The organism is Serpens gallinarum (assembly GCF_014836765.1).
Lineage (GTDB): Bacteria > Pseudomonadota > Gammaproteobacteria > Pseudomonadales > Pseudomonadaceae > Serpens > Serpens gallinarum.
Genome location: NZ_JACSQG010000002.1, coordinates 97,314 through 120,642 on the forward strand (window position 1 = coordinate 97,314; position 23,329 = coordinate 120,642).

Consider the following 23,329-nt stretch of genomic DNA (forward strand, 5'->3'; position numbering starts at 1 on the left):
CACACTGGCGCTGGCAGTTCCCAGCCTGACGGGTTGTCAGGGCGTGCAGTCGATCCTCGATCCGGCCGGTCCCATGGCCCGCGAAGTGGCGCTGGTGTGGTGGGTCATGTGTGGTTTTGCACTGCTGGTGTTGGTGCTGGTCAGCGCCTTGTGGCTGTACGCCATGCTGCGTGCGCCACGTACCGTCAGTCCCGAGCGGGAGCGGCGCGTGCAACGGCGCTGGCTGATCGGCGGCGGTTTGCTACTGCCGACAGTCAGCGTCGTGCTGTTGCTGGTATATGGACTCTCCGCCGGGCGCGGCCTGCTGCCGCCGCTGCCGGTTATCGGTGGCGAGCAACCGCTGCGCATCGAGGTGACCGGCCATCAATGGTGGTGGGAAGTGCGCTACCCGGACAGCGGCGTGGTCACCGCCAATCAGCTGATCGTACCCGTGGGCCGTCCCTTGGACATTGAGGTGGGTAGCGCCGATGTGATCCATGCGTTCTGGGTGCCAAAGCTGGGTGGCAAGCTGGACATGATGCCCGGCCGTCGCCACGTGCTGCGCCTGCAGGCGGATGAGGCCGGCGTGTTTCGTGGGCAATGCACGGAATTTTGCGGCACCCAGCATGCGCACATGATTCTGCATGTCGAGGCTCAGGCGCCTGACGCCTTTACTGCCTGGATCGCAGCGCGAGCCGAGCGCGAGATTGCAGCACCTGCGCCAGGCTCCGCCGGCGAGGTGTTTGCCAGTCGCTGCGGCTTGTGTCACCGCGTGGCGGGCATTTCCCAGGGGCAGCGCGCCCCGGACCTGAGCGACCTCGCGTCGCGGCCTACGCTTGGCGCGGGTGTGATTGCCAACGATGCCGAGGGGTTACGCCGCTGGTTGCGCGAACACCAGACGCTGAAACCCGGCAATGCCATGCCGTCCCATGACGTGGTGGACGATGCCGATCTGGATGCCATTGCCATCTGGCTGGAGAGCCTCGCGCCATGAACCCGAGCCGCGAAACCGGCGCGCCGGCCACCGATCCGGCGCAGTTGCACGATCAGTTCAATGCCGTGTGGGGCAGTCCGCGCGGTTGGCGGGCGCTGACGGTCGTCAACCACACCACCATCGGGCTGCGCTTTCTGGTTACCGGCGCGGTGTTCTTTCTGTTCGGCGGGCTGCTGGCCATGCTGATCCGTGCTCAGTTGGCCGTGCCTGGCTACGTGCTGATGGAGCCGGACGTCTACAACCAGGTATTCACCATGCACGGCACGGTGATGATGTTCCTGTTCGCCGTGCCGATGATGGAAGGCCTGGCGGTCTATTTGATTCCCAAAATGCTCGGTGCCCGCGACCTGGCCTTCCCTCGCCTCTCGGCGCTCGGGTATTTCTGCTACCTGTTCGGCGGCATCATCCTGTGCGTCAGCCTGTTCCTCGATCTGGCACCCAAGGCCGGCTGGTTCATGTACACGCCGCTGTCCAGCGCGGTGTATACGCCGGGCATGAATTCGGACTTCTGGCTGCTGGGCATCACTTTCGTGGAGATTTCCGCAGTCAGCGCCGGCGTCGAACTGGTGGTGTCGATCCTGCGCACCCGCGCCAATGGCATGGCCCTGCACCAGATGCCGATCTACGCCTGGTACATCCTGGTCATGGCGCTGATGATCGTGTTCGGCTTTCCGCCGCTGATCCTGGGCAGCATCCTGCTGGAGCTGGAGCGCGCCGCCGGTCTGCCGTTCTTTGACGTGGCGCGCGGCGGCGATCCGTTGCTGTGGCAGCACCTGTTCTGGCTGTTCGGCCATCCCGAGGTGTACATCATCTTCCTGCCCGGCGCCGGCATTGTTTCCACCTTGCTGCCAGTGTTCTGCCAGCGGCCGCTGGTGGGCTACCGCTGGGTGGTGCTCGGTGTGCTGACGATCGGCTTCCTGAGCTTCGGGTTGTGGGTGCACCACATGTTCACCGTCGGTATTCCACAGCTGGCCCTGGCGTTCTTCTCCGCGGCCAGCATGCTGGTGGCGATCCCCACCGGCGTGCAGGTGTTCGCCTGGATTGCCACGTTGTGGCTGGGCAAGCCGTTGTACCGGGTGCCGATGCTCTGGCTGGTAGGGTTTCTGATCGTCTTCGTGGCCGGCGGGCTGACCGGGGTGATGCTCGCCCTGGTGCCTTTTAACTGGCAGGTGCATGACACCCATTTCGTGGTCGCGCACATGCATTACGTGCTGGTGGGTGGCATGTTCTTCCCGCTGATGGCCGGGCTGTATTACTGGTTGCCGCATTTCTCCGGACGCATGCCGTCGGAGCGCCTCGGCCGCTGGGGCTTTTGGCTGGTGTTCATCGGCTTCAACCTGACCTTCCTGGTCATGCACTGGACCGGGCTGATGGGCATGCCGCGTCGGGTGTACACCTATGACAGCGGCCTGGGCTGGGATCTGCCCAATCTGGTGTCGTCGATCGGCAGCTTCGTCATGGCCATGGGCGTGGCGACCATCTTGCTGGATCTCCTCCTGCATTACCGCTTCGGCCTGGCCGCGCCGAAGAATCCCTGGCGCGCCGATACCCTGGAGTGGGCGACCGGCCTGCCGCCCAGCCCGTACAACTTCGTCAGCCTGCCGGATGTTCACAGCCGCCACCCGCTGTGGGACGACCCGCAGCTGCCGGACAGCATTGCCCGTGGCGAGCATGGGCTGACGGTCATCGACCATGGCCGGCGCGAGACTTACGGTGTCGATCCATTGACCGGCACGATACGCGAGGTTACGCACCTGCCAGGTAATACGTGGCTGCCGTTCAACACCGCGCTGCTGCTCGCCGGGTTGTGCCTGAGCCTGCTGCTCAAGAGCTATTGGCTGGCGCTGGGCATCAGCCTGGCCACCCTGCTGGTGCTGCTGCGCTGGTCGTGGATGAATGGCGCGCATCCCGCCGCTTCGCCGGACACGCAAACGCAGCCCGGCGATCCGCCGCTGCATTGGCGCACCTGCGACGGGCCGGGGTTGTGGGGGATGGGCGTGACCCTGCTGGCCAACGCCGCGCTGTACCTGTCCTTGCTGTTTGGCTGGTTTTACCTATGGACCGTGGCGCCGGCTTGGTTGGTGCCGGAGCGCGCGGGGCAAGGCGGCGGCTGGCTTCTGGGCAGCGCACTGCTGCTGAGTGTCGGCACGCTGTGGCTGCGGCGCGTGCTCAAGCGCCTGCGTCGCGGCGATGATCGTCGCCTGCAAGGCCAACTGGCAGTGTTGTGTGGGCTGGCGCTGGTGCAGTCGGCTCTGGTGCTCGGTGCGCTGCTCAGCGCTGACCTGCAGCCACGCACCACGGCCCACGATGCGCTGGTGCTGGTAATTCTGTTGTATAGCCTGATGCATTGCGTGCTGGCGGCGCTGCTGACCGGCCTGCAGGCTTGGCGCGTCGCCTATGGCTACGTGAACGCGGCGTCGCCGTACGAGCCGCTGGTGGTTGGCCCACTGTGGACGTACAACCTGGCGGTGGTGTGGAGCAGCTACCTGGCCGTGATGTTGTTTCCCCTCGGCTGGAGCACGGGCGGATGAATCGCTCGGCCTTCAGCCCCGCGCAGATCCCGCTCGGCCTGGTGATCTGGAGTCTGTGGTTTGTCGCCGTGTATGGCGCCCAGGGATTGGGCTGTGAACTGGCCCCGCCGTCGCCTCAGGCGGGGGCGACCACCTGGCTGAATGCGGCACTGGGCTTGTTCACCGCGCTGACGCTGGCGCTGCTGTTGCTCCTGGCCTGGCGTTTCTGGCGCCTAGCCGCTGCCACGGCGGCGCAGCGTTTTGTGGCGCGCTTGTCCGCTGGGGTGCACCTGGTGGCGGCGCTGGCCACCGCGTTCATCGGCCTGCCCCTGCTGAGCCTGCCGCCATGCCTGTGAAGCACGCTGCATGGCTGCTACTGGTGCTGGCATCCCCGGTCCGCGCCCATGGATTATTCGATGCGCATTTGTTTGAACGCCTGCCTTTGCTGCTGACCGCTCTACTGCTGGGCAGCGCCTGGTTGCTTTATGGCTTGGGTGTGCGCCGGGTGGCGCCGCATCGCGGTGAGGCGCTGTGCATGCACCTGGCCATGCTGCTCGCCGTGCTGGCTATCTTCGGTCCGCTGGATGAGTGGGCGGAAACCAGTACCAGCTGGCACATGACCCAGCACATGCTGTTTATCGTGGTTATCGCCCCGCTCTGGGCGCTGGCGCGGCCCCTGCCGCAGTGGCGCGCCCTCACCGGACGGCTGGGCCAATCGTTGTGGACCTGGATCCTGCGCGCCGGTCGCCATCCCACCGCCCTGGCCTTGGTGCACGGCGCGGTGATCTGGATCTGGCACACGCCCCGGCTCTATCAGCTGGCGCTGGACAACCTCTGGTGGCATGCCGTCGAGCATGGTTGCTTCCTGTTCAGCGGCTGGCTGTTCTGGTGGTCGGTGCTGCGCATACCGCCACGTAAGACACCCGTGGCGCTGTTGGCGATTCTGCTGACCCTCATGCACACCGGCCTCCTGGGTGCCTTGCTGACCTTCGCCAGTGTCCCGCTGTACGGCGACACGGGGGATTTGGCCGACCAGCAGCTGGCCGGCTTGTTGATGTGGGTGCCCGGTGGGCTGGTCTATCTGATGGGGGCGGGCTGGATTGCCTGGCGCTGGCTTGCGCGGGCCAGGCAATCGCAGGGTGAGACACGGTGGCAAGGACGCTGATGGGCCGGACTTATGGATTCGGGTCAGTGGGCAAACAGCTGACCGATATCCTTGAACGCTTTGAACTCCAACGCATTGCCGCAGGGGTCGAGGAGAAACAACGTGGCCTGTTCGCCCACTTGGCCCTGAAAGCGCACGTGGGGTTCGATGACAAAGCGCACCTCGTGCGCCCTGAGGCGTTCGGCCAGGCGTTCCCATTCTTCCCACCCCAGCACCACGCCGAAATGCGGCACTGGCACGTCGTGGCCATCCACCGCATTGGTATGAGCGGCTTCCTGATGGGGCATTTTCGGTGCCTGGTGGATCACCAACTGATGGCCAAAGAAGTCGAAATCCACCCACTGCGCGCTACTGCGACCTTCGGTGCAGCCGAACACCTCAGCGTAGAAATGCCGGGCTGCGGCCAGGTCGTGAACAGGAATGGCCAGATGAAAGGGCGACAGGGACATGCGGGGTTTCCTCCGTTGCGTTGGCTTCAAGCAGAGTAGGCAATTCCCGTGCCCCACGTTTTATCTCGGGCAAAAAAAACAACGAAGCCCGCACAAGGCGGGCTTCGTTGGGCGCGAGGCAAAGCGGCGTCAGAATGCCGGTACCACAGCGCCTTGGTACTTTTCTTCGATGAATTGCTTCACCGCGTCGCTGTGCAGGGCCTTGGCCAGTTTCTGCATGGCCGGGCTGTCCTTGTTGTCTTCGCGGCTGACCAGGATGTTTACGTAGGGCGATTCGCTGCCCTCGATAATCAGGGCGTCCTCGGCGGGGTTCAGGCCAGCTTCCAGTGCGTAGTTGGTATTGATCAGCGCCAGGTCGACCTGGCCGAGCACGCGCGGCAGGGTGGCGGCTTCCAGTTCGCGAATCTTCAGCTTCTTCGGGTTTTCGGCGATGTCGCGCGGCGTGGCGGTGATGCCTGCCTCCGGCTTGAGGGTGATCAGGCCCGCGGTCTGCAGCAGCAGCAGGGCGCGACCGCCGTTGGTGGCATCGTTGGGGATCACCACATTGGCGCCGTTGGGCAGGTCGTCGAGGTCATTGACCTTCTGCGAGTAGGCGCCGAAGGGCTCGACGTGCACCCCGGCCACGCTGACCAAGGTGGTCTTGCGGGTCTTGTTGAACTCGTCCAGGTACGGCTGATGCTGGAAGAAGTTGGCGTCCAGACGCTTCTCGGCGACCTGCACGTTGGGTTGCACGTAGTCGGTGAACACCTTGACGTTAAGGGTCACGCCCTCTTTGGCCAGGGTCGGTTTGACGAATTCGAGAATTTCCGCGTGGGGCACGGCGGTGGCCGCCACGTTCAGCGTCTCGGCGGCCTGGGTGGAAAACGCCGTGAAGGCGGCGAAGGCAACTAGCAGTTTTTTCATCGTTCAACTCCTTTGCGGGATGAGAAGCGGCTCCGCAGGTGAGGTCGCCGCAGGGTGTTCACTTGCGGGAAAAATGCACCACCAGCTTGTCGCCGACGGTTTGCAGGATCTGCACCAGCACCAGCAACAGCACCACGGTGACCACCATGACATCGGTCTGGAAGCGCTGGTAGCCAAAACGGATGGCCAGGTCGCCCAAGCCGCCGGCACCGACCACGCCGGCCATTGCCGTGTAGGACACCAACGTAATCGCGGTGACGGTGGTGGCGGCGATGATCCCCGGACGCGCTTCAGGCAGTAAGGCGTTGAGGATGATCTGCCGGGTGGTCGCGCCCATCGCTTGTGTGGCCTCGATGATGCCGCGGTCCACCTCGCGCAGTGCGGTTTCCACCAGTCGCGCGAAAAACGGCGTGGTGCCCACCACCAGCGGCGGAATGGCGCCGGCGACGCCCAGTGAGGTGCCGGTAAGCACTACGGTGATCGGGATCATCACGATCAGCAGAATGATGAACGGCAGCGAGCGCAGCACGTTCACCACAAACGACAGCAGCGCGTACAGCGGACGGTTGTCGAACAGTTGGCGCGGGCCGCAGAGGAACAGCAGCACGCCCAGCGGCAAGCCGAGCAGCACGGTGAACAGCAGCGAGCCACCCAGCATCAACAGGGTGTCCCAGGTGGCCAGCCAGATCTCGTACCAGTCGATGTTGACGAAGAACGCGTCCATCAGCGCAGCACCTCTACGTGTACGTCGGCCGCCTGCAGGCGCGCCTGGGCCGCTTCGATATCCCCGCCGATCAACGACAGGGTCAGCTGGCCATAGGGGGTGTCTTTGATGCGGTCGATCCGCCCGGACAGGATGCTGTAATCCACGCCCGTTTCGCGCGCCACGCGGCCCAGCAAGGGGGCATAGGTGGCCTCGCCCTGGAAGGTCAGGCGCAGAATGCGGCCGGGCACATGAGTGAAGTCATCATGCTGCTCGCCTTCGTCAACCTGCTCGTCTTCCAGCACAAAGCGGCGGGTCGTGGGGTGTTGTGGGTGCAGGAACACATCGGCCACCACGCCCTGCTCGACGATCTGCCCGCCATCCATGACCGCCACGCAGTCACAGACACGGCGAATCACGTCCATTTCATGGGTGATCAGCACGATGGTCAGGCCCAGCTCGCGATTGATTTCGCTCAGCAGCTGCAGCACCTGGGCGGTGGTTTGCGGATCGAGGGCGCTGGTGGCCTCGTCGCACAGCAGAATCTTCGGGTCGGTGGCCAGTGCGCGGGCGATGCCGACACGCTGCTTCTGGCCGCCGGAGAGTTGCGCGGGGTACTTGCGGGCGTGGTCTTCCAGGCCGACCCGCTGCAGCAGCGCGGCAACCTTGCGGTCGATTTCCGCCGCTGGTAGCTCGCCGGCCAGGCGCAGCGGCAGGGCGACGTTGTCGGCGACGGTCTTGGAGGCCAGCAGATTGAAATGCTGGAAGATCATGCCGACCTGGCGACGAAAACGGCGCAAGCCATCGGCTTCCAGGGCGGTGACGTCGACGCCATGCACCAGAATGCGTCCACCTGAGGGTTCCTCCAGGCGGTTGATCAGGCGCAACAGGGTACTTTTACCCGCGCCGGAATGGCCGATCAGGCCGTACACCTGGCCCGCTTCGACGCGTAGGTCGATGGGTTGCAGGGCCGGTATATCGCGGCCCTCGACGCGGTAGGTTTTATGAACTTGGTGAAACTCGATCACGAAAGCGAACCTTGTGGGTACAGAATGATGAGCGTAACGCCGCGCAAAAGAGGCGCAGTTTAGCCGGTTTGCTTCGTGATCTTTAGTTCTCTTGGCTATAGACGCTTCTAATTAGCGATAAACCCGATGATGTTCTGAGCTGGGCAAAAACCAAATCACGTATTTAAAAGGAAACCTGCACGCCGTTCCGCTGCGCCGTGGCCAGGCGACGCATGCGGTCATCATCACTTACTCGACGCTGGCCGCCGCATCAGGATCGGCAATGAGCACCAGGCGTGGCACCCGCGAGGGGCTGTGGCTGACCTGCACGTCCACCTCAACGCCGGGGGTGTGCTTTTCCAGGCTTTCGCCCAGCAGGTCGACGGCCTTGTTGGACTGCCAGGAACCCCGCGCCTCGAGGATTACCGTGCACGCACAGGCCAGCACGTCGGCGGCCAGCTCGTCGAACTGCGCGCGCAGGCCGGCGTAATCGCCGCGATCCAGCAGCGGCAGGGCTACGCTGCGCCCTTGCAACGCCTCGTCAACGGCGGCCTGGCCGTCGGCACTCAAGGCTTCGCCCAAGCCGGCCGTCAGCGCCGGAGCCTCGGGCAACAGGCTGCGCGCCCGGCTCAGCGCCGTGGTGGCGGTGTTCAGGTCGCCGGCCTGCAGGGCTTCCTGGCCTTGGCGCAGGTAGGCATCCGCCAGCTGGCGCTCATAGGGCGCGAGCTTGTCGGCACTGACCCCCTGAGCGCCGGCCTCGGCCAATTGCTGGTCGGCCAGGCTCAGCTGGTTGTTTGAGAGGTATTGCTGGAACAGCACGGTTTGGCTGTCGTACTCAGGCGCGCTCTGGCAGCCGACAAGCAGGACAATGGCCAGGGTGATCAGGCAGCGGGAAGCGGATAAACGCATGGGATAAGCCTCGAATAAAGCGAGCTGAAGCGATTCTAACCGGTGCACGACAGGGCGGCCAAAACAGGCCTTGCCGCCTCTGTGTCCAACGGGTGACACATTCTCAACACGAACACCTCTGACAACCGCTCAACATGCCGTGTCACGCCGCAGCCCTTGCGTCGCCGTTACGCGCGCTTGGGCAGAGCAAAGCTAAGCAGAAATAGCGCCGCGGCGCTGACCACGATGGACGGTCCGGCCGGCGTGTCCTGGTACCAGGACAGCGCCAATCCGGCACACACCGCCAGCAGGCCCAGCACGCTGGCCCCCAAGGCCATCTGCTCGGGGGTGTACGCGTGCCGTTGGGCGGCGGCGGCAGGAATGATCAACAGCGATGTGATCAACAGCACGCCGACGATCTTCATCGCCACGGCAATTACCACGGCGATCAGCAGCATCAGCGCGAGGCGGATCGCCGCTACCGGCAGGCCCTCCACACGGGCCAGCTCTTCATGCACGGTGATCGCCAGCAGCGGTCGCCACAACGGGATCAGCAACAGCAGCACCAGCGCACTGCCGCCGAGAATCCACGCCAGGTCCGTGGGGCCGACCGCCAGCAGATCGCCGAACAGGTAGGCCATCAGGTCGATGCGCACCTCCATGAAACTGATCGCCACCAGCCCCAGCGACAGCGTGCTGTGGGCAAGGATGCCGAGCAGCGTGTCCGAGGCCAGCGGCTGGCGCTGTTGCAGGCCCAGCAGCAGGATGGCGAGCAGCACGCAGCCGACGGTTACCGCCAGCGCCGGGCTGATATTGAGGATCAGGCCCAGGGCCACGCCGAGCAGCGCGCCGTGGGACAGGGTGTCGCCAAAATAGGCCATGCGCCGCCAGACCACGAAGGAACCCAGCGGGCCGGCCACCAGGGCCAGGGCCAGGCCGGCGAGCAATGCGTTGACAAGAAAATCGGGCATGGGGATCAATGCTTGCAGTCCGGACCGTGGACGTGGGGTTGGTAGGGTTTGCCGATCACCACGCCGCCACTCAGGTCATGGGTGTGGTCGTGCTGGTGGTGATAGACCGCCAGGCTGCGGGCGTTCTGGCCGAACAGCTCGACAAAGGCCGGGTCGCCGCTGACCTGCTCGGGATGCCCGGAGCAGCACACGTGGCGGTTCAGGCACACCACCTGATCGGTGGCGCTCATCACCAGGTGCAGATCGTGGGACACCATCAGCACGCCGCAGCCGTGGCGCGCGCGCAGCTTGCCAATCAGCCGGTACAGTTCGGCCTGGCCGGCAACGTCGACGCCTTGCACCGGCTCATCGAGCACCAGCAGTTCGGGTTTGCGCAGCAGGGCGCGGGCCAGCAGCACGCGCTGCAGCTCGCCGCCGGAGATCTTCTGCAGGGGATGGTCGATGACCTGGCTGGCGCCCACCTCAGCCAGCGCCGCCTGCGCCTTGGCGCGGTCCACACCCGGCACCAGGCGCAGAAACCGCAGCACCGAGAGCGGCAATGTGGCGTCCACCTGCAGTTTCTGCGGCATGTAGCCGATGCGCAGGCGCGGCGTGCGCCACACTTCGCCGCGGTCCGGCTTGAGCAGCCCGAGCACCACGCGCACCAGGGTAGTCTTGCCGGCGCCGTTGGGGCCAATCAGGGTGACGATCTCACCGGCGCGCACGCGCAAGCTCACATCGTCAAGGGCGTCCTGGCCCGCAAAGCGCACGCCGACGCCGCTCAGACGCAATAAGTCGTGGCTCACGCGGCCTCCCGACAGGCGGCGCACAAGCCGACCACTTCCACGGTCTGCGCCTCGACACTGAAACCGATGCTGTCGGCGACGCTGACGATGACGTCGCTGATGGTTTGTTGCTCCAACTCGATGGCGGTCTTGCAGGCGCGGCAGATCAGAAACTGGCCCTGGTGAGCCAGCTCCGGCTGATTGCAGCCAACGAAGGCGTTAAGCGACGCGATGCGGTGTACCAGGCCGTTTTCCAGCAGGAAATCCAAGGCTCGATAGACAGTCGGCGGTGCGGCGCGGCGGCCGTCTTCCTCGCTCAGCGTGGCGAGAATGTCATAGGCGCCAAGCGGCTGGTGACTCTGCCAGACCAGCTCCAGCACCCGTTTACGCAACGGCGTGAGGCGCACCCCCTGACGGGCGCACAGGGCTTCGGCCTCCGCCAAGGCATTGCGGACGCAGTGCGAATGATCATGGGGCAGACAGACCAAGGGGGTCTTGGTAATGAGTGGTCTGAGCATAAAAAAATGGTGCGTTTAATAAGAAGGACGTTATTCTATTACGTTTCCTGCTTCTGGTGTTACTGTCGTGCTGCTACGTCTGTCCGTTTGCCTGCTGTTGTGCCTGTGCTCCCTAGTCGTGCGTGCCGAATCGGTGTTGCTGACCAGCATCAAACCCCTGCAGCTGATTGCCGCAGCGGTGCAGGACGGCGTCGGCACGCCTGACGTGCTACTGCCTGCTGGAGCCTCGGCGCACCATTATGCGCTGCGCCCCTCCGACCTGCGGCGCATTGACACGGCGCAGTTGTTTTACTGGGTCGGCCCGGACCTGGAAACCTTCCTGACGCGCGTGGTCGACAACCGTCGTGCACCGAGCCTGGCCGTGCAGACCTTGCCTGGCCTGCAGTTGCGCCATTTCGGCGAGACCCTGGAAGAGCACGCCGCGCATGCCGGTCACGATGAGCATCATGGCGATCATCACCCTTCTGCTGATCCGCACCACGAGCATGATCATGACCATCGGCCCGGCAGTCTGGATGCCCACCTGTGGCTGCTGCCGGCCAATGCGCGGCTGATCGCCGCACGCATGGCGAGCGATCTGGCCAGTGTCGATCCTGCCAACGCGGCACACTATCAGGCCAATCTGCGGGCCTTCCAGAAGCGTCTCGATGTGCTCGACCAGCGCCTGCTTACACGCCTGGCACCGTTGGCCGGCAAGCCGTACTTCGTCTTCCACGAGGCCTATGATTATTTTGAGTCCGCCTACGGCCTGCGCCATCTCGGTGTCTTCAGCCTCGGTGAGGTCCAGCCGGGGGCCCGGCATGTGGCGGCGATGCGTGAGCGTCTGCAGCAGGCCGGTGCTGCCTGCTTGTTCAACGAGCCGCCGCAGCGTCCGCGCCTGGCCGAAACCTTGACCGCCGGCCTGCCGGTGCGCCTGGCCGAACTGGACGCCATGGGTGACGGTCTGAAGCCGGACGCCAACGGTTATGAACGGTTGCTAGGTAACCTTGGCGAGCAGTTGGCCAGCTGTCTGGAAACCCTTTAATTGATGCTGTGCGTGAAGCATTCGGCGCTCTAGCTAACTAGCAATTGTGGTTTTCTGCCAGTTTCACTACAACATACGGGATTTGTCGGGGCTTTCCAGATTCGCCAACGGGTTTATTTGGCGTACAATCGCGCCCTTTTTTTACACCCTTCGTTACGAGGATGTGCAGCATGGCGAAGACGGACGGGCCGATCGCGGCAGACACCAAACAGACCACGGGCCTTGCCTTGCAACCGGCTTCCGAGGACATCTGGGCGCAGAAGTACCGCCTGACTGACAAAGACGGCACGCCGATCGACGCCGACGTTGACGCCACCTGGCAACGGGTCGCCCGCGCCTTGGCGGAAGTCGAGCCCGAGTCGCAGCGCGAACACTGGAACGAGCAGTTCCTCTGGGCCCTGCGCAACGGCGCGATTCCCGCCGGTCGGATCATTTCCAATGCCGGCGCGCTGGAGTACAAGCCGGCAACCTCGACCATCAACTGCACGGTTTCGGCGACCATTCGCGACTCGATGGACGATATTCTCGGCAAGGTCCACGAAGCCGGGCTGACCCTCAAGGCCGGTTGCGGCATCGGTTATGAATTCAGCACCCTGCGTCCGCGCGGCTCGTTCGTGTCCGGCGCCGGCGCGCACACCAGCGGGCCGCTGTCGTTCATGGATATCTTCGACAAGATGTGCTTTACCGTCAGCTCCGCGGGCGGTCGGCGCGGCGCGCAGATGGGCACCTTCGACGTCGGTCATCCCGACGTGCGCGAATTCATCCGTGCCAAGCGTGAAGACGGCCGGCTGCGCCAGTTCAACCTGAGCCTGCTGATCACCGACGAATTCATGCAGGCGGTGGAAAACGACGGCGATTGGCCGCTGGTCTTCCCGGTCCACCAGAAGGAACAGGCCGACCTGGATCTGAATGATCCGGCCCAGGTGATCTGGCGCGAATGGCCGGTGCACGACGAGTACATCGTGCGCGAAGACGGCCTGGTGGCTTGCCGGATCTACGGCACCCTGCGCGCCCGCCATCTGTGGGACATGATCATGGTGTCCACCTATGACTTCGCCGAACCGGGCTTCATCCTGATCGATCGGGTCAACCAACTGAACAACAACTGGTGGTGCGAGGCGATTCGCGCGACCAATCCGTGTGGCGAGCAGCCCCTGCCGCCCTACGGCTCCTGCCTGCTCGGCTCGATCAACCTGACCGGTTTCGTGCAGAACCCGTTCGGCGCCGACGCCCGCTTCGACTGGGATAAGTACCGCAAGGTGGTGCGTATCTTCACCCGTATGCTGGACAACGTGGTGGAAATCAACGGCCTGCCGCTGGAACAGCAGCGTCACGAGATCACCCACAAGCGCCGTCATGGCATGGGCTTTTTGGGCCTGGGCTCGACCCTGACGCTGTTGAAGATGCGCTACGGTAGCCCCGAAGCCTGCGTGTTCACTGAGGAAGTGGCGCGTGAAATGGCGCTGGTTGGCTGGGAAGAGGCGCTGGAGCTATCCCGTGAAAAGGGTCCGGCACCTTTGCTGGCCGAGGAGTTCGACGTCACCGCTGAGATGCTGCGCAAGCGTCCGGAAATGGCCGAGGATGGCTACAAAATCGGCGACAAGGTGCCCGGTCGGGTGCTGCACGCCAAATACTCGCGCTACATGCAGCGCCTGGCCGAATACGCGCCGGAGCTGATCGAGGCGCTGGCCGAACAGGGCGCGCGCTTTACTCACCACAGCTCCATCGCGCCCACCGGCACCATCAGCCTGAGCCTGGCCAACAACGCCTCCAACGGTATCGAGCCGAGCTTTGCCCATCATTACTCGCGCAACGTGATTCGCCCCGGGCGCAAGGCCAAGGAAAAGGTCGAGGTGTTCAGCTACGAGCTGCTCGCCTACCGCGCGTTGGTCAATGCCCAGGCCAAGCCGGACAGCCAGGATCCGGCCAAACAGTTGCCGGCTTATTTCGTCAGCGCCGATGACATCACCCCAACTCAGCACGTGGATATCCAGGCTGCGGCGCAGAAGTGGGTCGACTCGTCGATCTCCAAGACGGCCAACGTGCCGACGGATTACCCCTTCGAAGCGTTCAAGGATATCTACCGCTACGCCTGGCGTCAGGGGCTCAAGGGCTGCACCACCTTCCGTTTCAACCCGGCGGCGTTCCAGGGCGTGCTGGTCAAGGAAGCCGATCTGCAGAACACCCTGTACCGCTTCGAGCTGGAAGACGGCAGCGTGGTCGAACTGCGCGGCAATGAAGAGGTGGAATACGACGGGGAGGTGAACACGGCCGCCAACCTGTTCGATGCCCTCAAAGAAGGCTACTACGGCAAGTACTAAGACACCGAATTGATGCCGGGTCGCCGTCAGCGACCCGGCCGGAGAACACCTGCAATGACTGTCAAGATTGAACAACGCATCAAAGGCTTTAAGGTCATCGACGAGGCTCTGGAGCGTCCCGCGCCAGCGCCTGTCACCCCGGCAGCCCCAGTGGCGCCTGTCGCCACTGTCGCGGCCGCGCCTGCAGCCGTACTTGCAGCCGCGCCTGCACCCGCACTGGCAGCCGCACCCAAGGTGGTGGAAATGGACGAAACCCTGCAGCGTCCGGAAACGCTGATCGGTGTGACTTACAAAATCAAATCGCCGCTGTTCGAGCATGCCCTGTACGTAACGGTCAACGACATTGTGCTCAACGCCGGCACGCCTTACGAGCAGCGCCGTCCGTTCGAGATCTTCATCAACTCGAAGAACATGGATCACTTCCAGTGGATCGTCGCACTCACCCGGATCATGTCCGCGGTGTTCCGCAAGGGTGGTGACTGCACCTTCATGGTTGAGGAGCTCAAGGCCGTATTCGACCCGCGTGGCGGCTATCTGAAGAAGGGCGGCGTGTACATGCCGTCGATCGTCGCCGAGATCGGCGGTGTGGTGGAGCGTCACCTGATCAGCATCGGCATGCTCGAAGGCCAGGCGCTAGACGAAAGCCAGCGCCTATACCTGGCGGAAAAACGCGCCGCCTACGAAGCCAGCCAGGGCGCCAATAAGCTGGAACCGGGCGACGGCTTCCCGGCCGGCGCGCAGTTGTGCGGCACGTGCAACACCCAGGCGGTGGTGCAGATGGACGGCTGTGCCACCTGCCTGAACTGCGGGCATTCGAAGTGCGGCTAGCAAACGCGTGAGGTATGCGCGCCGGCAGTACGCCTGCCGGTGCCTGCATAGCGAGTCACGGTGCGCATCTGGAAGGGGCGAATTCATTCGCCTGACACACGCCCTCTAGACCACGCAGCGGATGCGACAGATTCAAGGCATTCAGCCGCGTAGTACGTAGCAACCCTGTAGGCGCCAGAAGTCTCGGTGCCAGGCGAATGAATCGCCCCTACAACACAGGGTGCAATGTCTGGGAGAAACGTTTGAGGCGTGCCTAGTAGTCCTGCTGGCCGTACAGCGCAGTGCCGTCGCCGGTGCCGCTGAGCAGCTGGTTGAGAATGTCGTTGTGCATGGCCAGCAAGCGGCCGTTGCGCTCGTTGCGCTGGCGGCAATCGCGTACCGCCTGGCCCAGTTGCTGCCATTGGCTGCGTACTGTTTCACCCTGAGTGGCGGGATAGGCATCGAGCAGGCGCTGCATCCCTTCCGGGTCGGCAGTCAGGCCGAAGGCGCGCAATACTTTGCCCCGGCGTGCACTGCACTCAGCCAAGGCGTTCAGGCAGGGCTCGATGCGCTGATTCAGCTGCTCGATGGCCAGGGTATCGCGCTCCAGCAGGCGCTCGTGAAGCTCATCCAGCAAGCTCTGCAGCTGGCCATACGTCTTCAGGTCGGCGGCGATGTCAGCCGCGACCACAGCCAGCAATTTATCTTTCTGACTCACTGATCTTTGCCGTTGTGATAAGCGCGCATGCTCGCTGCCAGCGCCTCGGGGTCGAGGGAGATCTCGCCGCGCTGCAGGGCTTGCTTGATTTGCTCGACCTTGTCCAAGTCAACTTCGGGCAGCGCGCGCAGGTTGTCTTGCAGGGATTCCAGGCTCAGTTGTGGCGCGCCGGCGATGTGTCGCTCACGTTTGCCGGCCGACGGAGCTTGCGTGCGCTGAGCGCTGGTGCCGTCGATGCCGGTGATTGCGGCGGGCTTGAGGGAGCGGCTGATTTCCATGATGGTTTCCAAACTCGGGGGGCCTTACGCCATAAAGGCGACAGGTATAGGGTAAAACTTAAACCCCATGTTGCCCAAAACGTCACAAAGCCGTCGAACGGCTGTTTTATCGCCCCCGGGATGATGCCTGAATGACGATCGCTTGGCGCTGGCGCGTCAAATTCCGGCGTTGCGCCACCAGGCTTGTGCCGCCAGGCCGTCCTGAATTTTCTGCTCCTGGCGCGTCAGGGTCAGCTGCCATTCGTCGACCTTGCCGTCGATGAACTGCTCCAGCACCTTCTCGTTGCGCATGGCCTTCATTAGATCGCCCTGCAGGCGGGCAAGGTTTTGCTCGGCAACCTCCAGTTCGCGACGTTGCAGGTCGAGCATCTTGTAGAGGGTGCTTTTGTACTGCTGCTGATTGTCACGCTGCAGCGCGGTGTTGCCGTGCACCTGGTACTCGCACAGCTTGCCCAGGCCGGTGATGTTATTGCGGTAGCGCTGGCACAGGTTGCGCTGGTACTGCACGCGGCCAAGCAGTTCGTTCACCCGTGTGCGGCGCAGGGACGAGAGCTTGGACAGGGTTGAGAGGTAGTCTTTCATCCGCGATTCCCCAGAAGCTGCTGCAAGGACGCGACGCTGCTGGCCAGGTCGGCTTCCTGGCTGGTTTCCTGACGCAGAAAGCGTTCGATGTTCGGCGCCAGTTGCACGGCGCGGTCGGTCTTGGCGTCCATGCCTGGCACGTAACCACCCAGTGGAATCAGTTCGCGAATTTTCTCGTAGGTGCTGTACAGCTCCTTGAGCTGGCGCGCCGCGCCGCGATGGGCCGGCTCGCTGACCTGGGGCATGCAGCGGCTGACCGAGGCGCCGATGTCGATTGCCGGGTAGTGGCCGTTCTCGGCCAGTTTGCGCGACAGCACGATGTGTCCGTCGAGAATCGCCCGCGCGCAGTCGACGATCGGGTCCTGCTGGTCATCGCCTTCGGCCAGCACGGTGTAGATGGCGCTCAGACTGCCGGTGGCGGCTTCACCGTTGCCGGCGCTTTCCACCAGCTCGGGCAGCATGCCGAACACCGACGGCGGGTAGCCCTTGGTGGCCGGCGGCTCACCGAGAGCCAGGGCGATTTCGCGCTGGGCCATGGCGTAGCGGGTCAGCGAATCAACCAGCAGCAGCACGTCCTTGCCCTGGTCGCGAAAATACGCGGCGATGCTGTGGCACAAATCGGCGGCCTTCAGGCGCATCAGTGGCGACTCGTTGGCCGGCGCCACCACCACGACGGCCTTGCGCAAGCCTTCCTCGCCCAACGAATGCAGGAGGAATTCCTGCACTTCACGACCGCGTTCGCCGATCAGCCCAACCACCACCACATCGGCCTTGGTCTGCCGGGTGATCATGCCCAGCAGCACGCTCTTGCCTACCCCGCTGCCGGCGAACAGCCCGACGCGCTGGCCCTTGCCCAGGGTCAGCATGGCGTTGATGGCGCGCACGCCGACGTCCAGCGGTTCTTCCACCGGGCGGCGGCGCAGCGGGTGAATCGGTGCCGGTGACGGCGGTAGTGGAACTTCGCCGGTGAGCTTGCCAAGGGTGTCCAGCGGCTCGCCCAAGGCGTTGAGCACGCGGCCGAGCCAGGAATCATCGATGCGCAGACGTGCTTCGTCGCGAATCGGGAATACCCGCGCACCGGTGGCCAGGCCCAGCGGTTTCTTGAACGGCATCAGGTAGGTGATGTCGCGGTTGAAGCCCACCACCTGTGCTTCCAACAGGCTGCCGTCGGCCTGTTCGATATAGCAGCGCTGGCCGGTCTGTTGCTGGCAGCCGAGACTTTCCAATATCAACCCGGAGACACGCACGAGGCGGCCGCTGACCTTGGCCAGTTGCACGCTGTCGAGCGAACGCAGGGCTTCGTCGAGGGCTGCGGTATCCAGCAGCATGGCGGCCTTAGGCCTCGACCTGGAGGTGGTCGGCCAACGTGTCCAGGCAGGCGTCGAGCCGTTGCTGGCAACCCACGTCGACTTCGCTTTGCGCGGTGACCACGCGGCATTCGCCCAGGGCCAGGCGCTCGTCGGGGACCAGACGCCAGGCGCTGGCGCGCTCCGGGCTGATGCTCTTGATGCGCGCGCACTCTTCCGGGTTGAGCAGGATCTGCACCTCATCGGCTTCATCCGGCAGGCTGCTCAGCACTTCTTCGGCCAGGGTGAGCATCTGCGCGGGGTTGAGGGTCAACTCGCAACGGATGACCTGCTTGGCGACCTTGGCGACCAGTTCCAGCAGCTGCTCGCGGCGGCCCTGTTCGAACGTGGCCACGGCGCTGTCGAACTCGGCAATCATCCGCTCCAACGGGGCGCTGGCGGCTTCAAAGTGAGTGCGGCCCTGAATGCGGCCTTCTTCCAGACCTTTGGTCAGGCCTTCTTGCAGGCCGCGTTCGTAACCGTCGGCGTGGCCGGCTTCGGTGCCTTGGGCCAGGCCTTCCTGATAGCCGCGTTCCTGGCCTTGTTGATAACCGTCGGCCAGCGCGCGTTGCAACGCAGCCGGATCGCTGTGCAGTTGCTCCTGCACGTCGGCGCTCACCGCGGCGCGGCTACGCGGCGGAAAGCGGTAGACGCGCCAGGCGCGTCCGCCGTCCTTGATCACTCGTACCGTCATGCGCTCACCTATTCGACCGTCTGTTCACGGAACAACTGGATCTGCAGCTCGCCATCGGCGGCCATTTCGCGGACCACGCTCATGATGTCCTTGCGCACTTGCTCGACGCGGCTCAGCGGTACCGGGCCCTGGCGGCGCTTGATGGATTCCATCTGCTGCGCCTGGCGACGTGGCATGGCGTTCTGGATGGCCTTGACCAGCTCGGGCTCGGCGCCTTTGAGGGCCACCACCCACTCGTCCAGCGGTACCGCTTCGAGCAGTACCAGAAGCACTTCCTGGCTTTGCCGGGCGAGGATGAAGAAGTCGTACATCTCGTCTTCGATCTTCTCCACCAGCGTCTCGTCGTGAGCGCGCAGCATTTCGAACATCTGCATGCGGTCGCCCTTGAAGCGGTTCATGATGTCCGCCGCCTGCTTGATGCCGCGCACCTGCGAGCCCTGGGTGGACAGCACGCTGAGACTGCGCTCGATCAGTTGCTCCAGTTCGGCGATCACATCGCCGTTGATCTCGCTGAGGTTGGCGATGCGGTACAGCAGGTCGTCCTGCTGCTCGACGGGCAGCGCCTCAAGCACGTCGGTGGCCATGTTCGGCGGCAGGAAGGCGATGAACACCGCCTGCATCTGCGCGTGTTCCTTAGCGATCAAGGCGGCGAACTGGCGCGGGTCCAGCCATTCCAGCCGGGACATCTTGGCGCGGATCTCCTCGCCGTAGATGCTATCCAGCAGGGTGCGAGTGATGTCGCCGCCCAGCGCCTTGCTGAGCATGCCGGCCAGATAGGTGCGGCTGGCGCCCTTGATGCTGCTCTGCTCCTTGTAATCGCCGAAGAAGCGTTCGATCACTTCGTTGACCGTGGGCAGCTTGACGTTGGACAGGCGCGCCATGGCCTGACTGATGGCAATGATTTCCTCGCGGGTGAAGTGCTTGAGCACCCCGGCCGCCGCCTCGTCACCCATGCTCAGCATGAGGATCGCCGCCTGCTCGATGGAACTGGGCGTGTCGCCGGAAATCACCCGGCTTTTGACTTCGGTGCTGTCGCTGGTTGGCGTGCTCATGCTTTCTTCTCGTTGCGCCCAATCCAATGCTTGATCACCTCGGAGACCCGCTCAGGCTCGTTGAGGGACAGCATTTGCAAGTGTTCAATCTGATGCTCAAGTCCCGAACCCGGCGCCGGCAGGCGGATTTCCGAGAGCGGGTTGAGCTCGCTGAAGACCTTCGGCAGACCGCTGCTCTGCGTCTCGCGAGCCAGCAGTTGCAGGTCGTCGCCGGGCAGGTTGGCGCTTGGCGGCATGCCCAGCGGTGTGCTCGGTGCAGCCAGTGCCTGGGTTTCCAGGTCAGGATCCTGACGCGGGCTGAGTGCGCGGATGACCGGGCGCACCACGAACAGCAACAGCAGCAGGCTGATGAAGGCGATCAGACCCAGGCGGCCCCACTCCAGCACCTTGTCGTCCTGCCACCAGGACACAGGTTCCTCCACCGCGGCCGGGCCGGCGAACGGCAGCACGCTGAGGGTCACCAGATCGCCGCGCTCGGCCTGGAAGCCGGCCGCACTGCGAATCATGGTTCCCAGTTCGGCACGCGCTTCCGGGGTCCAGCCTTCTTCCGGCGCACTGGATGCGTTGAGCACCACGGCCACGCTCTGCTGACGCAGGCGGAACGCCGGATACTTGATGTGCGTGACGGTCTGGTCGTAATCGAGCCGGCGGGTGCTTTCCTGGCGGGTCGAGGTGGCGGCCTGGTTTTCGTCATCACCCTCGGCCGGTTCCACCACGGGGCGGTTGCTCAGCGAGCCGGGAACCCCGAGCGCCAGCTGGTCCAGGGTGCGTTCGTCGCGCAGCACTTCGCTGCGCAGATAGGGCGTTTCACCGAAAACCTGCTGGGTTTCTTCGCGCTGGCTGAAGTCTATGTCGGCGGCGACGCTGACCCGGTAGTTACCCAGACCTAGCACCGGCGCCAGCACCTGTTCGATATTGCGGGTCATTTTCTGCTGGTAGTCGTCCTGCGCCTGCCAGTTCTGCGTCGGCCCGCCCCAGGCGTTCAGCCCGCGGGAGAGCAGCACGCCGTACTGGTCGACCACATGTACGTCTTCGGGCTTGAGTTGCGGCAGGCTGCCGGCCACCAGGTTGACGATGGCATGCACCTGTTCCTGGCCCATCTTGTAGCCGGGACTGAGTTGCAGCATCACCGAGGCCTTGGCGGGCGCGCGCTTGCCGACGACGAAGGAGTGATTCTCTTCCTGGGCCAGGTGCACGCGCACGCTGTCCACGCCCTTGAGGGTCATGATGGTTTGCGCCAGCTCGCCTTCCAGGCTGCGCTTCAAGCGCACGTTCTGCACGAACTGGCTGGTGCCCAGCGGCTCTTCCTTGTCGAACAGCTCGTAACCGGCCGGCAAGCTCACCTTGACGCCCTTGGACGCCAGCAGCATGCGGGCGCGGGCCAGGTCGGCGTCGCGTACCAGAATCTGGCCACTGGTCGGGTGCACCCGATAGCGCAGTGCTTCGGCGTCCAGCACGGCCATCACCTCGGCGGCCTGGAAGCTTTCGCCGCTGCCGTACAGCGGGCGCAGGGATTCCTGATCGCGCCACAGGTAGAACACCACCAGAATGGCGATCAGGGCGGCCACGGCGGCGAGGCTGGCAAGGAACCAGCGTGGGTCGAGCTTGATGCCACGCTCGTTGAATTTGTTCAGTAGGGTCTGCAGCACAGGTCAGCTCTCGTACCGCTTAAAGCGGCGTTCTCATGATCTCGTCAAAGGCGGTGGTCAGCTTGTTGCGCACTTGCAACAACGCCGAGAAGGACACGCTGGCCTTCTGGCTGTCCACCATGGCACCGACCAGGTCTTCGCTTTCGCCCAGTTCCACGGCGCGCACTGCGTCGCTGGCGCGATGCTGGTCGGCGTCCACCGCTTTGATCAGGTGTGCGAATGCCTGGCTGACACCGCCCACTTCAGACGAGTCGAAGGCCATGGCCGGACGCACTACGCCGCCTTGAGCGGCGGCGCTGAGCTGTTCCAGGCGGGCGAGCATGTCGCGCTGGATGTTGCTGATTGAATCCATGGCCTGTTCTCCAGCCGTTAAAGGTCGATCGGTATGCCCTGTTCGCGCATCGCATTGAGGCGATAGCGCAGGGCGCGGGTGGTCATGCCGAGACTTTCCGCTGCCTTGGTCTTGTGCCCGCCGAAGCGGCGAATGGTTTCCAGTACATGTTGGTATTCGGCCAATTTCCCGCTGGCTTTAAGCGCGGCGCGTCCGCCGTCGACCATCAGAGGGGGGGCAAACGCCGTGGGCACGGTGTTTTCAGCCGGTTTGGCCAGGCCCAAATCGCTGGGTTGAATGAACAGCCCGTTGCGTAATACCAGGGCGCGCTGCAGGGTGTTTTCCAGCTCGCGGACGTTGCCAGGCCAGTCGTGCTGCAGCAGGGCCTGGCAGGCTGCGGCGGTGAGCAGTTGTTCGGCATCTTCATGGGGCGCATAGCGCTTGATGAAGGTGCGCGCCAGCGGCAGCACGTCTTCGCGACGCTCACGCAGCGGCGGGATGTGCAGCGGCAGCACGTCGAGGCGGTACATCAGGTCGGCGCGAAAGCGGCCTTGTTCGACTTCGTGGGGCAAGTCGCGGTTGGTGGCCGCGATAACGCGCACATTCAGCGGAATATCTTTGCTGGCGCCGAGGCGTTCGACGCGCTGCTCTTGCAGCACGCGCAGCAGTTTGGCCTGCAGGCCCAGTGGCAGTTCGCCGATCTCGTCGAGCAGCAAGGTGCCGCCGTTGGCCTGTTCGAACTTGCCTGGCTGGGCGCTCACCGCGCCGGTAAAGGCGCCGCGCTCATGGCCGAACAGAATGGATTCGAGCATTGCCTCGGGGATCGCCGCGCAATTGACCGCCACGAACGGCGCTTGCGCATCGCCGGCGAAGCGGTGGATGTAGCGCGCCATCAATTCCTTGCCGGTACCGGTTTCGCCGCTGATCAGGATGGGCATGTGCGTCAGCGCCACGCGCTGCGCCATGGCCAGCAGCCGGCGGCCGGCAGCCGATTGGGTGACGAAGCCTTCCTGGGCGAGGCGCGCCTGCTCGTGGCGGCGCAGCAGGGCAGTGATCTGTGCGCCACTGAACGGCGCCAGCAGATAGTCCACGCAGCCTAGCTCCAGCAGGCGGGCTGCAATGGCCTGATCGGCATATTCAACGATCGGCACCACACTCAATTGCTGGCAGGCTACCAGGGGTAATAATTGGCGATACAAATTGTCCGCAGCAATGTTGCGGGCATAGACAAAGAGGATATCGAGTTGCGCGCGCTGTTTATCGCCAACATCGGCGAGTTCGGCATACTTGGTTAATTGACAGCCTTCGCGCTGCGCATGCTGTAACAGCAGTGCATAACTGTGGTTATCTCGATCGCCGACAATGCCAATACGTGTGGCGGCGTCCAGAACTTCACATGACTGATCGTTTAAGTAATGCATATAAACTCAAGGACTTGTCGATGCAATAACGTGTGACGAACGGTCTATTACGCTGTATTATCCGACCCACGGCTGTTTGGCCACTGGTTGGTTTATTACAGCTGGCCGAATGGTTTCGACACAGACCCGCCTCTCCTCGCTTCAGGGCACGTAGCGTAGCCCTTGCAGCAACCCGCGCAAACTAGCAGCAATTTGCCAGCCCTGAACAGGTTCAAGCAGATTAAATTGCATCAGAAAGATCAAAATCAACTCAAA

General features: G+C 63.8%; 24 protein-coding genes. 7 read left to right on the top strand and 17 right to left on the bottom strand.

What is annotated here, in order from left to right:
• Nucleotides 1-73: 73 nt before the first annotated feature.
• The 4 genes from coxB to H9642_RS05715 are packed head-to-tail and all read left to right on the top strand — an operon-like array spanning nt 74 to nt 4,648.
• Nucleotides 74-973 (top strand): cytochrome c oxidase subunit II, encoded by a 900-nt coding sequence (coxB, locus tag H9642_RS05700; protein WP_251835814.1) that lies wholly within the window; start codon nt 74-76, stop codon nt 971-973.
• On the top strand, nt 970-3,504 hold the full coding sequence (ctaD, locus tag H9642_RS05705; RefSeq protein WP_251835464.1) for a cytochrome c oxidase subunit I: 2,535 nt from the start codon (nt 970-972) through the stop codon (nt 3,502-3,504). The genes coxB and ctaD overlap by 4 nt, the downstream gene beginning before the upstream one ends.
• A complete protein-coding gene (locus H9642_RS05710; protein WP_251835465.1) occupies nt 3,501-3,839 on the top strand; it encodes a hypothetical protein in 339 nt (112 codons plus the stop codon). The genes ctaD and H9642_RS05710 overlap by 4 nt, the downstream gene beginning before the upstream one ends.
• Nucleotides 3,830-4,648, top strand: a complete 819-nt coding sequence (locus H9642_RS05715; RefSeq protein WP_251835466.1) for a cytochrome c oxidase assembly protein — start codon at nt 3,830-3,832, stop codon at nt 4,646-4,648. Before H9642_RS05710 ends, H9642_RS05715 begins: the two co-directional genes overlap by 10 nt.
• A 23-nt stretch (nt 4,649-4,671) precedes the next feature.
• Here H9642_RS05715 and H9642_RS05720 read toward each other — a convergent pair whose 3' ends face one another.
• The 8 genes from H9642_RS05720 to zur form a co-directional block, all read right to left on the bottom strand.
• Nucleotides 4,672-5,097 carry a VOC family protein gene (locus H9642_RS05720; RefSeq protein ID WP_251835467.1) on the bottom strand — a complete coding sequence of 142 codons (426 nt, stop codon included), beginning with the start codon at nt 5,095-5,097 and terminating at the stop codon, nt 4,672-4,674.
• Between the two features lie 129 nt (nt 5,098-5,226).
• A complete protein-coding gene (locus H9642_RS05725) occupies nt 5,227-6,000 on the bottom strand; it encodes a MetQ/NlpA family ABC transporter substrate-binding protein (protein WP_251835468.1) in 774 nt (257 codons plus the stop codon).
• 58 nt (nt 6,001-6,058) lie between these two features.
• A complete protein-coding gene (locus H9642_RS05730; protein ID WP_251835469.1) occupies nt 6,059-6,724 on the bottom strand; it encodes a methionine ABC transporter permease in 666 nt (221 codons plus the stop codon).
• Complete coding sequence (locus tag H9642_RS05735) at nt 6,724-7,731, bottom strand: methionine ABC transporter ATP-binding protein (RefSeq protein ID WP_251835470.1); 1,008 nt, start codon at nt 7,729-7,731, stop codon at nt 6,724-6,726. Before H9642_RS05735 ends, H9642_RS05730 begins: the two co-directional genes overlap by 1 nt.
• A gap of 228 nt (nt 7,732-7,959) precedes the next feature.
• Nucleotides 7,960-8,619, bottom strand: a complete 660-nt coding sequence (locus H9642_RS05740; RefSeq protein ID WP_251835471.1) for a YbbN family protein — start codon at nt 8,617-8,619, stop codon at nt 7,960-7,962.
• A gap of 167 nt (nt 8,620-8,786) precedes the next feature.
• A complete protein-coding gene (gene znuB, locus H9642_RS05745; RefSeq protein WP_251835472.1) occupies nt 8,787-9,569 on the bottom strand; it encodes a zinc ABC transporter permease subunit ZnuB in 783 nt (260 codons plus the stop codon).
• A gap of 5 nt (nt 9,570-9,574) precedes the next feature.
• Nucleotides 9,575-10,354 (bottom strand): zinc ABC transporter ATP-binding protein ZnuC, encoded by a 780-nt coding sequence (gene znuC / locus H9642_RS05750; protein ID WP_251835473.1) that lies wholly within the window; start codon nt 10,352-10,354, stop codon nt 9,575-9,577.
• A complete protein-coding gene (gene zur, locus H9642_RS05755; RefSeq protein WP_251835474.1) occupies nt 10,351-10,851 on the bottom strand; it encodes a zinc uptake transcriptional repressor Zur in 501 nt (166 codons plus the stop codon). The genes znuC and zur overlap by 4 nt, the downstream gene beginning before the upstream one ends.
• A 70-nt stretch (nt 10,852-10,921) precedes the next feature.
• On the opposite strand from zur, the gene H9642_RS05760 reads away from it, so the two are divergent.
• The 3 genes from H9642_RS05760 (at nt 10,922) to H9642_RS05770 (ending at nt 15,024) form a co-directional block, all read left to right on the top strand.
• A complete protein-coding gene (locus H9642_RS05760; protein WP_251835815.1) occupies nt 10,922-11,875 on the top strand; it encodes a zinc ABC transporter substrate-binding protein in 954 nt (317 codons plus the stop codon).
• 170 nt (nt 11,876-12,045) lie between these two features.
• The gene (locus H9642_RS05765) at nt 12,046-14,196 is read left to right on the top strand and encodes an adenosylcobalamin-dependent ribonucleoside-diphosphate reductase (protein ID WP_251835475.1); all 2,151 of its coding nucleotides are present in this window, start codon (nt 12,046-12,048) and stop codon (nt 14,194-14,196) included.
• A gap of 54 nt (nt 14,197-14,250) precedes the next feature.
• A complete protein-coding gene (locus H9642_RS05770) occupies nt 14,251-15,024 on the top strand; it encodes a TSCPD domain-containing protein (protein WP_251835476.1) in 774 nt (257 codons plus the stop codon).
• A gap of 253 nt (nt 15,025-15,277) precedes the next feature.
• Here the strand turns inward: H9642_RS05770 and H9642_RS05775 are convergent, their stop codons facing one another.
• The 9 genes from H9642_RS05775 to H9642_RS05815 all read right to left on the bottom strand — a co-directional run bounded on the left by H9642_RS05775 (nt 15,278) and on the right by H9642_RS05815 (nt 23,074).
• The gene (locus H9642_RS05775) at nt 15,278-15,721 is read right to left on the bottom strand and encodes a flagella synthesis protein FlgN (protein WP_251835477.1); all 444 of its coding nucleotides are present in this window, start codon (nt 15,719-15,721) and stop codon (nt 15,278-15,280) included.
• Nucleotides 15,718-15,999, bottom strand: a complete 282-nt coding sequence (gene flgM, locus H9642_RS05780; protein ID WP_251835478.1) for a flagellar biosynthesis anti-sigma factor FlgM — start codon at nt 15,997-15,999, stop codon at nt 15,718-15,720. Before flgM ends, H9642_RS05775 begins: the two co-directional genes overlap by 4 nt.
• A gap of 156 nt (nt 16,000-16,155) precedes the next feature.
• The gene (locus H9642_RS05785) at nt 16,156-16,581 is read right to left on the bottom strand and encodes a flagellar FliJ family protein (RefSeq protein ID WP_251835479.1); all 426 of its coding nucleotides are present in this window, start codon (nt 16,579-16,581) and stop codon (nt 16,156-16,158) included.
• Complete coding sequence (fliI, locus tag H9642_RS05790; RefSeq protein ID WP_251835480.1) at nt 16,578-17,909, bottom strand: flagellar protein export ATPase FliI; 1,332 nt, start codon at nt 17,907-17,909, stop codon at nt 16,578-16,580. Before fliI ends, H9642_RS05785 begins: the two co-directional genes overlap by 4 nt.
• Nucleotides 17,910-17,916: 7 nt before the next feature.
• Entirely contained in the window at nt 17,917-18,621 is a 705-nt protein-coding gene (fliH, locus tag H9642_RS05795; protein ID WP_251835481.1) for a flagellar assembly protein FliH, read from the bottom strand.
• An 8-nt stretch (nt 18,622-18,629) separates the two neighbouring features.
• On the bottom strand, nt 18,630-19,673 hold the full coding sequence (locus H9642_RS05800; protein ID WP_251835482.1) for a FliG C-terminal domain-containing protein: 1,044 nt from the start codon (nt 19,671-19,673) through the stop codon (nt 18,630-18,632).
• On the bottom strand, nt 19,670-21,322 hold the full coding sequence (fliF, locus tag H9642_RS05805) for a flagellar basal-body MS-ring/collar protein FliF (protein ID WP_251835483.1): 1,653 nt from the start codon (nt 21,320-21,322) through the stop codon (nt 19,670-19,672). Before fliF ends, H9642_RS05800 begins: the two co-directional genes overlap by 4 nt.
• Before the next feature lie 19 nt (nt 21,323-21,341).
• Entirely contained in the window at nt 21,342-21,674 is a 333-nt protein-coding gene (gene fliE / locus H9642_RS05810) for a flagellar hook-basal body complex protein FliE (protein ID WP_251835484.1), read from the bottom strand.
• 17 nt (nt 21,675-21,691) lie between these two features.
• Complete coding sequence (locus H9642_RS05815; protein ID WP_251835485.1) at nt 21,692-23,074, bottom strand: sigma-54 interaction domain-containing protein; 1,383 nt, start codon at nt 23,072-23,074, stop codon at nt 21,692-21,694.
• Between the last annotated feature and the right edge of the window lie 255 nt (nt 23,075-23,329).